12 protein-coding genes are annotated in these 12,673 nt (G+C 64.7%); 1 reads left to right on the plus strand and 11 read right to left on the minus strand.

The window, feature by feature from the left end; all coding sequences use genetic code 11:
• Nucleotides 1–7 precede the first annotated feature (7 nt).
• The 8 genes from IPL75_14575 to IPL75_14610 all read right to left on the minus strand — a co-directional run bounded on the left by IPL75_14575 (nucleotide 8) and on the right by IPL75_14610 (nucleotide 6,709).
• The gene (locus tag IPL75_14575) at nucleotides 8–859 is read right to left on the minus strand and encodes a transporter (GenBank protein MBK9241447.1); all 852 of its coding nucleotides are present in this window, start codon (nucleotides 857–859) and stop codon (nucleotides 8–10) included.
• On the minus strand, nucleotides 856–1,305 hold the full coding sequence (locus tag IPL75_14580; protein MBK9241448.1) for a D-tyrosyl-tRNA(Tyr) deacylase: 450 nt from the start codon (nucleotides 1,303–1,305) through the stop codon (nucleotides 856–858). The genes IPL75_14575 and IPL75_14580 overlap by 4 nt, the downstream gene beginning before the upstream one ends.
• 6 nt (nucleotides 1,306–1,311) lie before the next feature.
• On the minus strand, nucleotides 1,312–2,094 hold the full coding sequence (gene ttcA / locus IPL75_14585) for a tRNA 2-thiocytidine(32) synthetase TtcA (GenBank protein ID MBK9241449.1): 783 nt from the start codon (nucleotides 2,092–2,094) through the stop codon (nucleotides 1,312–1,314).
• A gap of 5 nt (nucleotides 2,095–2,099) precedes the next feature.
• Nucleotides 2,100–3,152 (minus strand): glycosyltransferase family 4 protein, encoded by a 1,053-nt coding sequence (locus IPL75_14590; GenBank protein MBK9241450.1) that lies wholly within the window; start codon nucleotides 3,150–3,152, stop codon nucleotides 2,100–2,102.
• A gap of 3 nt (nucleotides 3,153–3,155) precedes the next feature.
• Nucleotides 3,156–3,707 carry an acyltransferase gene (locus IPL75_14595; protein ID MBK9241451.1) on the minus strand — a complete coding sequence of 184 codons (552 nt, stop codon included), beginning with the start codon at nucleotides 3,705–3,707 and terminating at the stop codon, nucleotides 3,156–3,158.
• 184 nt (nucleotides 3,708–3,891) lie between these two features.
• Nucleotides 3,892–4,872: an NAD-dependent epimerase/dehydratase family protein gene (locus IPL75_14600; GenBank protein MBK9241452.1), complete on the minus strand. Its 981-nt coding sequence runs from the start codon at nucleotides 4,870–4,872 to the stop codon at nucleotides 3,892–3,894.
• Nucleotides 4,869–5,630 carry a class I SAM-dependent methyltransferase gene (locus tag IPL75_14605; protein MBK9241453.1) on the minus strand — a complete coding sequence of 254 codons (762 nt, stop codon included), beginning with the start codon at nucleotides 5,628–5,630 and terminating at the stop codon, nucleotides 4,869–4,871. Before IPL75_14605 ends, IPL75_14600 begins: the two co-directional genes overlap by 4 nt.
• A complete protein-coding gene (locus IPL75_14610; protein ID MBK9241454.1) occupies nucleotides 5,627–6,709 on the minus strand; it encodes a glycosyltransferase family 4 protein in 1,083 nt (360 codons plus the stop codon). Before IPL75_14610 ends, IPL75_14605 begins: the two co-directional genes overlap by 4 nt.
• A 176-nt stretch (nucleotides 6,710–6,885) precedes the next feature.
• Between IPL75_14610 and IPL75_14615 the strand changes: the two genes are divergently transcribed.
• Nucleotides 6,886–7,950 (plus strand): flippase-like domain-containing protein, encoded by a 1,065-nt coding sequence (locus IPL75_14615; protein ID MBK9241455.1) that lies wholly within the window; start codon nucleotides 6,886–6,888, stop codon nucleotides 7,948–7,950.
• Here IPL75_14615 and IPL75_14620 read toward each other — a convergent pair.
• From IPL75_14620 to IPL75_14630, 3 genes are read right to left on the minus strand one after another with little or no spacing between them, the layout of a single operon-like run.
• Nucleotides 7,911–9,566, minus strand: a complete 1,656-nt coding sequence (locus IPL75_14620; GenBank protein MBK9241456.1) for a hypothetical protein — start codon at nucleotides 9,564–9,566, stop codon at nucleotides 7,911–7,913. The genes IPL75_14615 and IPL75_14620 overlap by 40 nt on opposite strands.
• Nucleotides 9,567–9,572: 6 nt before the next feature.
• Entirely contained in the window at nucleotides 9,573–11,447 is a 1,875-nt protein-coding gene (locus IPL75_14625) for a hypothetical protein (protein MBK9241457.1), read from the minus strand.
• Nucleotides 11,444–12,583 (minus strand): glycosyltransferase family 4 protein, encoded by a 1,140-nt coding sequence (locus IPL75_14630; protein MBK9241458.1) that lies wholly within the window; start codon nucleotides 12,581–12,583, stop codon nucleotides 11,444–11,446. The genes IPL75_14625 and IPL75_14630 overlap by 4 nt, the downstream gene beginning before the upstream one ends.
• Nucleotides 12,584–12,673: the final 90 nt, after the last annotated feature.

Here is a 12,673-nt window from a genome sequence, read left to right on the forward strand (position 1 = left end):
TCCCCAGTTACTTAACCGTGAACGCGTTAAACACCCACGTGAGTCCCGTGGTGAAGCCCCATGCGGGATCGCGCTCGGTGATGCCGAACATCACTGCGGCATCCAGGCGCACAGGTCCACGCGTGAAGCGCGACCCGACGCGCATCGCCGCGCGGCTCTCAGTGCCCGCAATCACCGTTCCCGTGCGCGTATTGGCACGACCATTGAGTTCGGCCACCACTTCAGCGCCGTTGGCGATCGCCCGGGCAATGGACAAGCCGTAGATGAACACGTCGTTCTGGCGATCGCCACGCGTCGCATCACCGAGGATGGCGAATCCGGCGTTTCCAACCACCCGCACCTGCTGGATGGTCTTGCCCATCGCCAGGGCGAGTGCAAAGTCCGTGGTGTCGAGTCCCAGTCCGCTTTCGTTGCCGGCATTGGGCAGTCGCGTCGCAAATCGCACGGCCAGTGACGGGCGGCCCACGCCTTCGGAGACAAAGCGCACCTTGGCGCCCACCACAATGTCTTCCACGTCGGCGGTCGAATCGCCTGTGATGTCCAGCATGCCGGCCAGGGGGCCGGCAAGCCTGTCGGTGATGGTCAACCGATTGCGGAGGCCACCGTCGATCTGGATTTCAGCAATGGAACTGACACCAAAACTCAAGCCCAGGGTCCCCAGCCTCATGAGGTTGCCCTGCAGGCCGGACACCGGGAAAAACGCCTGGCGGCTGTAGTCAATGCCCGCTTCCAGCAGAATCTGGCCGGGGCCAACCGTCTCGGGGTCCTCGGTGACCAGCGGTCGCGACTGCGCCCACGCCGGCGCCGCCAACCCCATCATCACCACACCCAGCACCAACCTCTGAATCACTCTCGTCATGTATCACTCCGCGAATCAATCCAAATGGTGACGGGGCCGTCGTTGACCGACGCCACCTGCATATCGGCCTGGAACACGCCAGTCCGGACCACCAACCCCGCGTCCCGAAGGCGTGACACGACGCCTTCGTACGCGTCGTTGGCCACGTCGGGCGCCGCCGCCCCGATAAACGAGGGCCGGCGTCCCCGCCGGACATCGGCGAGCAGAGTGAACTGCGAGACCGCCAGGACGGCCCCACCCACGTCCATCACGCTCAGGTTCATCTTGTTCGCCGCGTCGCTGAAAATCCGCAAATCCCGGATCTTGGCCGCGACATAGTCGGTATCGGCCGTTCCGTCGCCGTTCGCCACCCCAATCAGCACAAGCAGCCCCTGGCCGATTTCAGACACGACCCGGCCGTCGATGGAGACCGACGCCGACGACACGCGGGTAATCACCGCACGCACGGGCAGTTACCGGAGAGCCGCGGCGGTTTGGGCCACCGGGTACAGGCGCGTATCGAGCAGGTGGCGAGGCGCCACGTTCCCGATGGCCTTGATCATCGAATTCTTGATGTCCGGGTGTTCCAGTTCCAGTTCGGCGATCATCCGCTTCAGGCGCTGGCGCTTGAGGCTTAGGTCTCCACAGGCAGGACAACAGCAGCCGATGACCGGCAGGTTGTTTTCCTGGGTGTAGGCGCGGGCTTCAGCCTCGGTGACATACACGAGAGGCCGGATCACCGTGTGTTTGCCGTTGTCCGAGGTCAGACGCGCGGGCATGGCCTTGAGCGCGCCCTGGAAGAACACGTTGAGCAGCAGTGTCTCGACGAAGTCGTCCATGTGGTGGCCAAGCGCGATCTTCGTGGCGCCCACCGAATCCGCCAGCCGGTACAACACGCCCCGCCGCAGCCGGGCACAGAGCGAACAGGGCGTCTCGCCATCCTCCAGGATGTCATCCATGACGGCGCCGATGGTGGTGTGCTCGATGTGCACTTCCCACCCCCGTTCGGCGCAGGCCTCGGTCACAGCGCTGTGCTTGAAGTCCTTGTAGCCGGAGTTCACGTTGATCGCGCAGATGGAAAACGTAATCGGCGCACGCTTGCGCAGCACGTCCAGAATCTGGATCAGCGCCCAGCTGTCTTTACCTCCCGACAGGCCGACCATCACGCGGTCGCCGTCCTCGATGAGGTTGTGCTCAAGGATCGCCTGGGTGGTCTTCTTGGCGATGCGGTGTTCCAGAGGTGTTCGATAGGACATGGGTGTTATGGGCGAAGGTGCTGTGTGACGAGAGTATCAACGACACCCGTCCATGTGAAACGCCCGGCGGTGGCCAGGGCCTGGGCCCCCAGACGCGACGCCAGCAAAGGGTCGGCGCAGAGATCGGCCAGAGCCTGTCCCAGGGCGGAAGCGTCCGGCGCAGTGACACGGCCGTTCACTCCGTCCACCACCAACTCGGCCGGTCCTCCGCTGTCGGTGACCGTCACCACAGCCTTCCCGGCCGAAAACGCTTCCACCGTGACAAAGCCGTAATCTTCACGCTTCGGGACAAAACACACGGCGCGGCACGTCGCCAGGTAGTCCACCAACTGCGCGTCGGATACACGGCCGGCGAAGGTCACCCGGCCATCAAGCCCCAGGCGCGTGGCCTCAGCGCGAAGGGCGTCCTCGGCTTCCCCTTCGCCCGCAATGACACACCGGACGCCTTGAGCCGCCGGAGTCGCCAGCGCCTGGAGGATCAGATCAATTCGTTTGAGCGGTGCGAGCCGTGACACGACAAAGATGAAGTCGCCATAGCCGTCGCATCGGTACGTCCGCTGGGGCGCCGGTGGATACAGCACCGCGGACGCCACGCCGTTCCAGCGCTTGAGCCGACCTTGCACCGTGAGTGACTGGGCGTAGAGCGCCTTCAGGTGATGCTGGAAGCACCAGGTGTCGGCCGCGTGAATCAACCTGCGCCGCACGGATTCCTTCAGCCGTCCCTGCGGTGACAGCGGGCCTGAGAACTCTTCCCACAGGTCGTAGTACTCGCGCATGGTGTGGTTCAGCCAGCACACGTGAGAGCGATGCCGCACGGCATACGACGGATACCGCAGTGAGATGACATGGTCGACCCGCCGACCGCCGATTTCCCTGACGTTGGTCCGCCACGTCGTCAGGTACTCGGACGCTTGCTGCCCAAATGGATTCGATGGCGTGGTGACGAGCTCCGCGTCGTGGCCTTCCGTCTTCACGGCGTCCACCAGGGCGCGCGCAATCACCATGTGACCGCCCTCCACGGACGGCGGTGACGACGTCACGACCGCGACCAGAGCCATGACTCAGGCGTCCGGACCCGGATTCAGTACGCGTGCCGGCACACCCACCGCTTTTGCGCCGGCCGGCACCGGCCCCAGCACCACGGCGCCCGCGCCCACAATGGCGCGATCGCCGATCGACACGCCATCCAGCACCTTCGCGCCCGCACCAATCCACACGCCGGCGCCCACCGCGATGCCGTCGGACTTGCGGGGTTGTGCGTTCACCGCCACAGTCGGGTCGCTGAAATCGTGGTCGCCGCCGATGAGATACGAATACGCGGCCAGCAGGGTGTGCGCCCCAATGGTGACGCGGCCTGCGGAAAACACCTCGCAGTTGAATCCGATATTCACGCCGTCGGCCAGGACGATATCGCCATTCTTGCAGGACAAAATGGTGTTCCGTCCGACGAACACCCCATTCCCGATGTCGATGCCGCGGTTGGTGTCGCCCTTGGCGTCAAGCAGGCAGTGGTCGTCGATAACGACGTTGTCGCCGATGTGGATTTTGTGCGGATGACGCAGCACCACGTCGCGGCCGAACACCACGTTGCGACCGCAACGGCCCAGCAGCATGGGGTACAGGGACTTCCGGAGCATCAACCCGAGGGCGCCAGGCACGCACTGCGCGAACAGCGTGACAAGCTCGTACTTGACCAACGCACCCAGGCCAGGCTTGCCCACGATGAGCGCGCTGTATTTCGCGCGCGCTCCACCAGGCGCACGAAACAACTGGTCCTGCACGCGCGGGATGTCCCGATCAGATCCAGTGCTGGCCACGGTACCACTCCAGTGTGCGTCCAATGCCGTCACGCAGGCTCACCGCCGGCGCAAAACCCAGCTCCGCGCGAGCCCTCGAGATATCAAACGCGCGGCTCTTGGTGAAGAAGTCTACACGGCGTCGATAGATCGGCGGCGCCACGCCGAGTGGCGCGCAGACCGCTTCGCACGCGGCGCCGGCCAGCCAGAACGGCCACACAGGCAGCCGCAGCCGTGGCGGCGCCACGCCGGCCACCTCCGCCGTAATCTCGATCAACGCCTTCAGCGTCGTGACTTCCCCACCCGCCAGGATGTAGGTGCGTCCCGCCGCCGCAGGCACTGTGGCGCACAGGCGAAAGCCGTCGCACAGGTCTTCCACGTATGTCAGGTGATAGAAGATCTCGCCATTGCCAAGCAGCACGAACCGGCCACGCGCCACTCCGCCGAACAGCTTCAGCAAGCGTCGGTCACCGGGGCCATAGATCCCGGACGGACGGGCGATCACCAACTCGACGCCTGTGTCTTTTGCCGCGGCGATGGCCAACTGCTCGCCCTCAACCTTGGTTTCCTGATACACATCGCCGGGCCGCAGCGGCGCCTCTTCATTCGCCGGAGGATGTTCCACATCACCGTGTACGCCGACCGTGCTGCAGTGCACGACGCGGCGGACGCCCGCGCGTGCTGCTTCCCTCACAAGCGACTCGACACCAATGGCGTTGACCGCGCGATAGGCCGACGCGGGTAATCCGGCGGTCCGGTAGAGCGCGCCGATGTTGTACACCACGTCGACGCCCTCACACGCGGCGCGCAGACTCGCGGCATCGGTGAGGTCGCCGCGGACCACTTCGATTCCCGCGTTGTTCAGGTCCCGCGCCTGGTCCGGCTGCCTGACAATGGCGCGCACGGTATCGCCCGCCGCCACCAGTCGCCGCACGAGGTGCCCACCGGTGAACCCCGTGGCCCCCGTGACCAGCGCTCTCACCGCTCCGCCACCATCGTCACCGGAGACCCCGCGAGCCAGAGCAGACCGGCGCCCCTGAGCACACGTTCCAACCCGCGTGTGAAGCCGAGCGAACCCACCGCCTTGTGAAACGCGATCGGCATGACGAATTGCCGGTGAATGTGGACCACGCGGTATCCACTCGCCTGGAACGCGGCAATGACACTGCGTTCCGACATCACCCGGTACGCTTCGACCTTGTGCCCGGCGGCGCGTCTGAGATGCCTCACACCGCTTTCGACAGCGGCCAGGCTCGACGCCGAAGGGAAATCCACCACAACGCGACGGCGCGCGACACGGCACAATTCGCCGACGCACCGCGACCAGTCGGGCGTGTGCATGAGGACCCGCAGTGAAACGGCCGCGTCGAAATGCCCGGCCGGAAACGGCAAGGCATGCGCATCTCCCACTTCGAAGTTCAGGGCGACGCCTGCGCTTGCGGCGCGTTCGCGCGCCACATCGAGCATTTCGGACGAGGCATCCACTCCCACCACCGTCGCGCCCGCGCGCGCGAGGCCGATCGCTGCGCGTCCAGTGCCGGTGCCGACGTCCACCACCGAGCACCCTGCTAGCGGATGATCACCGTCGCCGGTCCCCAGTGGGGCGAAGGCCGCCATGAGCAAGGCCTCCTGTTCGGCGAGCAGGTGCCGGCCGATCGGACCACTGAACCGCAGGTTGTCGAATCCTTCCGCCACATCCTTGCTGGCGTAATGCGTGTAGCTGTAGTGCTGACGATTCATCGGACGAGCACCTCATACGCACGGCGCGTCTTTTCGATGAAGGCTTCGTCGCTGTACTTCGTGTTGGCGAGTTCGCGTGCGCGCGCTCCAATGGTCACGGCGGTAGGGTCGCTCATCGCCCGGAGCAGGCCCTTGGCCAATTCGTCTGGCGTGGCCGCCGTCAGAATCGCCACGTCGTCATTAAGGACCTGCGTGTGCGTGCGCAGACGCGTGGCCACTATCGGCCGCCCCGACCGGAGGTACTGGTAGATCTTCAGTGGCGTGTTCGTGCCACTCGAACGTGGCGACACCAGGGTTGTGGCCGCGTCGAGATAAGCCGGCACTTCTTCGGCGGGTCGTTGGCCGGTGAAGATGACCGCCGACGAGAGTCCGAGACGGTCAACGGCAACACGTGCCGTCGCGACCTGCGCGGGTTCGCCTCCCACCATCACAAGCCGGGCTTCCGGACGAGCCGCCACCACAATCCGCATCGCGTCATAAAGCAGGTCAAGGCCCTGGTACGCCTCAAACGTGCCCGTGTAGAGCACAACCGGCGTGGCTTCGTCGAGGCCCAGCGACCGTCGCACGGCGAGTCCGGTACCTGCCGACGGCGCCGCACCCGAGCCTGCGGCGTTTTCGATCAGCACGGTGGGCACCGGCAACTTCAGCGCCTTCACTGTGTCGTCGAGATCCTCGCAGATCACAATCACGACCCCCGAGCGCTTGATCATCAGGCGTTCGATCCATCCGAACAACGCGGCCAGGCCCTTGAACTTGCCGAACCCGAAGTTCGAGATCTGCTGCGGCAGGCTCGAGTGCATGTCGTACAGATGGGGCTTGCGCAGCATTGCGGCAAGCACAATTCCGATCGCGCCGCCTTCCTCGTGCGAGTGGATGACGTCGTACTTCCGCGTGAGCGCCAGTCGCAGTGCGGTGAGCGACAGGAGCGCATCGAGCGGCACCTTCGCCCACGACGGCCCGATTCGCACGCGCGACACAAATGGCGGGGCCATCGAGCGCACGATCGTCAACCCGGGCATCTGGACGTCACTGCCAAACGGGTAGGTGACCAGATCGACCGTGTGTCCGAGGGTGGTCAACGCCCGAATGCGGTGTAATTCAGAAAACGGGGTTCCCCGGGGCTCAAAAAACGGCTCCGGCGCGATCATGAGAATGTGCATGCCGTCAGGGCCCGATCGCGTGGGCGTTGGGGCTGCGGATGATTGTATACCCGCGTGTTACACTTCGCCCCCGGTAGTAGCTCGCGTCGATCCTGATGACACACGTGCCCCCTGGTCCTGACGCGCCTGGCGTCAACGACACGACTGACGCCATTGACGCCAAAGACCCGCCCGCGCGCGGCGGACGCCAGGCGCTGATCTGGTCCATCAAGATCGTCGTCTCAACAGGCTTGTTGTATCTGCTGCTCTCGCGTGTGGACCTGTCACGGCTCTGGGCCATCGCGCGCACGGCCTCGGTGACGTGGCTGGTCGTCGCACTCGGCCTGTACTTCGTCATGGTATTCATCAGTGCCTGGCGCTGGGGGGTCTTGCTGCACGCGCAGAACGTGGCCGTTGGCCTCGGGCCCTTACTGCGGTCGTACCTGGTCGCCACGTTCTTCAACAATTTCCTGCCGTCCAACATTGGCGGCGACGTCATCCGGGTGCGCGACACCGCTCGTGCCGCCGGCTCGAAAACGCGGGCCGCCACCGTGGTGCTGGTTGATCGTGGCATCGGCCTGCTCGCACTGGTCTTGATCGCGGCAGTGGGAGCGTCGATGACGACCACGGCGAGCCCGGTGATTGCGGCACTCGGACCCGGACTCTTGTGGCTCGCATTCGGTGTCGGGACGCTGGTTGGCGCCATTGTGTTACTGAGACCCAATGCCATCGGGAAGGCACTGGCACCGCTCAAGGCCCTCCATCAGGAATGGGTGGAAGAACGCATCAGCCGGCTCGTCAGTGCATTGGCGCGTTTTCGGGAGAGTCCGTCTGCCCTCGCCCTCGGGTTTGGCGGCGGCATCGTGGTGCAAGCCGTGCTCGTCCTCTTTTATGCGGCCATCGCGCAGGCGATCCTCGTGCCGATTCCGCTCGCGCACCTCGCGGTCCTCATACCGCTGTCGTTCATCGTGCAGATGGCTCCGGTTTCGGTGAACGGGCTTGGCGTGCGTGAGGCCACGTTCAGCTTTTATTTCGCGCGATTGGGCCTGCCGCTGGAGTCGGCATTCGCGCTTTCCTTCCTGGGCGCCGCGCTCGTGATGTTGTTCTCGCTCTCGGGCGGCGTCGCCAACCTCACGCAGCATCAGCGCCCGGCGGACTCTGGCCAGCGGACGATTTCGTAGAGCGACACCGGACCGGTTGTCACGAGTGGCCGCAGGTACGCCGCGTACGGCGGAAACCGGCCCTGCATCACCTCGGTGGCCGGCTCGTTGTAGGTGCGCCAGTCGATGGCGACATACCTCACCCCGCGTGCCCGCAGAAGGCGGAACGATTCTTCGTTGGGAAACCCATTGAGCGGAATCGCCTCTGCCTGAATGTCTGGCGGGATGAAATCACTGTACCCATTCACCAATGGCTGCCAGTGCCACATGGACCAGAACATGTGCTCGACGTGAGGAAACCACTCGCCACGGCGATACGGAAAGTGCAGCACGAGTGTGCCCGCTCTGGGCATGCCCGCCAGCACCTGATACGCCTCAGGAACGGGCGGCACAGGTCGCAGCGGCCACGACACGCGCAACTCGATGACGACCAGCGCCAGCAGCACCGGCACCAGCCAGGGCCGTCGTCGTCCGGATTTTGCAATCGCGGCGATGCCCATCCCTGCGAACACGGCGAGTCCCATCAGCACCAGGACACCGAATCGTGACGGCGCGCGCAGGAACGACATGAACGGGATGATGTCGGCCAGCCAGCCGTACAGCCCCGCGGCCGGTCCCAGCGATGCCCACACCGCCATCGTCGTCACACCGACGTAGAACCAGAACACTCGGCGCGCGTGCACAACGCGGGACGAAAGGGCCAGGCCCACCAGCGCCAGCCCGATGACGATGATCCCGGGGAACAGCACCTCACCGAGGCGACCCACATACGAATCAAGGCCCGCACGCCAGGACTCGGGCAGCACCTTGGTGAACGGGCCCGACTGTCCGCGCATGTACGTGCGATGGTCGGCCGACAAGTCGCGCGCCTCTTCGACATTGAGCGCCGACCGGAAACCCACCTCGTCGCGCATGGTCGCGTACGGCAGTGCGACAGGAGCCACCAGGAGTGCGGCGACAAGAACCGCGGCACCCAGGCCTGCCCAGTATTTGCGAGGATGCGGCTGCCCCACCGCAAACCACAACGCCGCGAATCCGACGGCCAGACCCATCATGATTCCGTAGTACGCACACGCGAGGACCGCGAACGTCAGCGTCGCGCCGAGCACACAACCTCGACGAAGACCGGGCGCCTCAGCGAAGCGGTGCCAGACAATCAGGACTAGTGGCACGACAAACACCAGCAGTAGCTGCACGTGGGCGGTGTGCGCCGAGACATACGCGGAGAACGCGAAGCCGGCCGCCGGGGGCACACCGGCCCAGGACGACCCTGTCAGGCGGCGCACGAGGTGCCAGGTCAGCACAAACGCCAACACGAGGCTGATGTAGACCACGATGTTGTGCGCGGCGATCGGATTGCCTGTGATCGCGTACACCGGCGCGGCCATTGCGCCTGCGACGAGGTTCGCCTCTGAGTACGCCAGCGTCCCCTGATGCGGATGGAAGATGTTTGCGTTGAAGACGTTCGCGGGGTCGGTGAGCAACGCGTGCGCGACCCACGCGACGTTCCACACGCTGAACTTCCCGTCGTGGGTATCAATGCGGGCCAGTTGCCCAGGCGCAGACATCATCGGCCAGGTCATGAGCGCCGCGAGGGCGCAGCCGGCGAGCGTGGCAAGCAGTGTCTGCCGTCTCATGCTCGCCTATCTGATAATCAGCGGCAGCACCCGCACGCCGAGGAATCGCGTATCGTTGTCCGGGCTTGGGGGCGGCACGAAGCCTGTATCGGTGGTGATCGCCAGGCGCCAGATGTAGCTGACCTGATCCTGCACGTTCTTGAATGGAAACCCACGATCCGGAGCGAACTGCACAATCGCAGTTTGGTTCGGCACTAGCGACACCGTCACGCGACGGCCTTCGAGGTTCAGATCGACAGTCGTGGGTAATGGACCAGCGCTCAGCATCAACTGAAGACGACGTTCCGGCAGGTTTGTGCGGACGAGGAGCTCCGCGCGCGACTGGCCGCGAGTCCAGAAGCTCAGGCCATCGGCCTCGCGAAGCCATGAATTCTTGTCGAGGTACATCAACCCAAATCCCGGGTGGCCTGGCTTGGCTCCGAATCCGCGTACCATCAGGTCTCGCTCGGTCGTGACCGGCAGGTCGTTGTAATTGGTCAGCTCGACGGGCAGCAAGCGGAGCGGGCCGCTGAAGGCGCGATCGCCTGGCCGCATCGATGTGTCGAATGGACTCAACACGAGAGGCGCCATGAACAATCCGCCCACCAGCCACGGGACCAGCGACGCCGCGATTGACCGAATGGGCGGGAGCAGAAATACGGCCACGCCGTACACGCCCATGAAGTAGCGATTGCCGACCGAGCCTCCACCGCCCATGAATGTGTAGGGCAGCGTGATGAGGAAGACGATCATTTGCGCCGCGATACCCGCGAGCACGAACCACTGCCACGTGTGTCGCTGCTGTCCCGCAGTGAGAAGGGCGACAACGGCAAACACAAACGGGAAGAAGTAGGCCACCATCCCGCCATAGCGGCCGATCCAGAAGTAGCCGAGATTCGCCCGCAGATTGCTCCACAACATCTGCGGATCAAACCAGACGTTTGTGAGCGCTTTGCTCGTTTCCCGTGGCTCGCACACATCGAGCCCCGCGGCAGGAGTCTCAAGCGGAAACGCGTTGTGACACGTCCGCCTGTCGAAGCCGCCCTGGTAGTTCCACTCCCCGCTGATGGCAAGGTTTGTCCCAAACCCAAGCCCCGCAGAAAGCGCAAACCCGGCGGCGACGATGGCGGCCCGTTTCCATTCCCTCTTCCACAGCCACCAGAGCCCCATCGGAAGGCCGAGCAACGCGTTTGTCAGTTTCGAGAACGTGAGGAGGCCAATGATCACCGCCGCCGCAACATCTGAGGCTGGGCCCCTGAGCCACGCGGTGCGAGCCGAAGACGGCGTCGGCGCCACGAACTTGTAGAGCCAGCAGAAGTACGCGAGCAGGCCGAGCGAGAAATTGAATAACTCCGGCGCGATCCACGCCCAGTAGACGGGCACAACTGTCGGAAACACAAAACCAGCCGCCAGCACCAGGCTGACGCCTGCGGCTGACCGCGCGCTGATGAACGCGTACGCACAGAAGAAGCCCAGTGCCAGTAATAGGCTGTTGAGGATGTAAAAGCCCTTGGTGCCAAAGACCGCGACAAAGGGCGCGGCGACCAAGGGATACACAAACGACTTGCCGTAGAAGAGGCGGCTCTGGTCCGAATCAGGCTGGCCATTCAACGTGAGCCCGCGCTTCAGAAAGACGCCGCTCGGCCCGCCAGGAAATTCGCGCCGGGTCCGCGCGAGGTCTTCGTGACGGTACTCGAGGTCGAAGTCGCGCGCGAGGCTGTGCCCCATCAGGTAGTAGGTGGCCTCGTCGCTTTGAAAACCAGGCGCAGCGGTCGGGTCTGCGTTGGTGCGCCTGACGCCAACGGGATCCATCCACAGCGCGATACCGGCAAGGACGATAAATACCGCCGCCGCCGAGACCCAGCCGGCGCGCCAGCGCGCGTCAGCCGTTGCCGGCATCACGCGCGGGCCTTCCCTGTCAGAAATCCGAGATCCATTTCCTCGGCCACCCGCCGGTGCCGCGGCCGCGACTCCTGATGCAGCACGCTGTAGAGCTGCTCCATCTTCCGGACAAAGGCCGTGATGTCATATGACTCTGCCGTCTTGCGCGCTGCTGTTCCAAGGCGCTGTCTCTCGGCTGGCGAATCCACCAGCCGGATGATGCGGTCGGCGAGCGCCCGGGCATCCCGCCGCGGGACAATGAGCGCATCTTCGTCGGGCGTCAGCACCTCCATCAATCCATCGGCATCGGTGGCGACGATGGCGCGTGAGGCGGCGAGGGCTTCGAACACGGTGAGGGGGGTGCCTTCCCACAGCGACGGGAAGACCGAGACGTCAAACGCCGCGAGCGCGCTGCGCACATCTTTCACAAACCCGCCGAAGACAAAACGGTCCCCGAGGTTGAGTGCGGCGGCCTGGGCTTCCAGACTCGCCAGCAGCGGCCCTTCCCCGAACAGGAAGAACCGCGCGTTCGGCCGGGCATCCACAACCAGCCGCGCGGCCTCGACCAGGTACTGATTGCCCTTGGAGTCGTGAAGCCGAGTGACCGTCCCCATCACCACGTCGTCCTGCCCCACGCCGAGCGCGGCGCGCGCCGCCGCCCGCTCGCCGGCGGTCACGGCCTGACCAAACTCATCGAGTGGCGCGCCAAGATACACGACCTTGGTTCTCTGGGGCCGCACCAGGCGTGCCCCGGTGACAAACTCTGCCGTGCTCTTTGAGACGGCGAGCGCCACGTCGGTGTACGGCTCCAGCGTCCAGTCCGCCACTTTCTGAAACCACGGAGTGCTGGTGAGGTTCGCATGTTCGTGCAGCACCACGGGAATGCCGCGCATCGCCGCGGCGAGGCGCCCAAATGTGGTGGCGCCATAACCGTGCAGATGCAGGATGTCGATGTGTTTTGCGTCGATGATGCGCAGCAGTGCGAACAGGGTGCGGGGATCGAACTTGCCTCGCTCCAGATAGGTGATGTCAATGCCCAGCGAGTCCAACGTCTCTTCAGACAAATCGCGTTTGCGCAGGCTGACGAGCGAGACCTTAAACCGTGACGCATCAAACCTGGGGATCATCCACGCGAACAGGCGCTTGACGCCGTGCATTCGCGACCCCTCCCAGCCCAGGTGGTCACAGACTTGGAGGATATTTAGCGGGCGCTCGGTTGGCATGAAGGGGACGTTCGCAGGACCGGC

Source organism: Acidobacteriota bacterium (assembly GCA_016716905.1).
Classification (GTDB): domain Bacteria; phylum Acidobacteriota; class Vicinamibacteria; order Vicinamibacterales; family SCN-69-37; genus SYFT01.

Bases quoted from the DNA above. Each gene is read 5' to 3' on its own strand.
- IPL75_14575 (MBK9241447.1), bottom strand. From the start codon at position 859: ATGACGAGAGTGATTCAGAGGTTGGTGCTGGGTGTGGTGATGATGGGG.
- ttcA (MBK9241449.1), bottom strand. From the start codon at position 2,094: ATGTCCTATCGAACACCTCTGGAACACCGCATCGCCAAGAAGACCACC.
- IPL75_14590 (MBK9241450.1), bottom strand. From the start codon at position 3,152: ATGGCTCTGGTCGCGGTCGTGACGTCGTCACCGCCGTCCGTGGAGGGC.
- IPL75_14595 (MBK9241451.1), bottom strand. From the start codon at position 3,707: ATGCTGCTGGGCCGTTGCGGTCGCAACGTGGTGTTCGGCCGCGACGTG.
- IPL75_14605 (MBK9241453.1), bottom strand. From the start codon at position 5,630: ATGAATCGTCAGCACTACAGCTACACGCATTACGCCAGCAAGGATGTG.
- IPL75_14615 (MBK9241455.1), top strand. From the start codon at position 6,886: ATGACACACGTGCCCCCTGGTCCTGACGCGCCTGGCGTCAACGACACG.
- IPL75_14620 (MBK9241456.1), bottom strand. From the start codon at position 9,566: ATGAGACGGCAGACACTGCTTGCCACGCTCGCCGGCTGCGCCCTCGCG.
- IPL75_14630 (MBK9241458.1), bottom strand. From the start codon at position 12,583: ATGCACGGCGTCAAGCGCCTGTTCGCGTGGATGATCCCCAGGTTTGAT.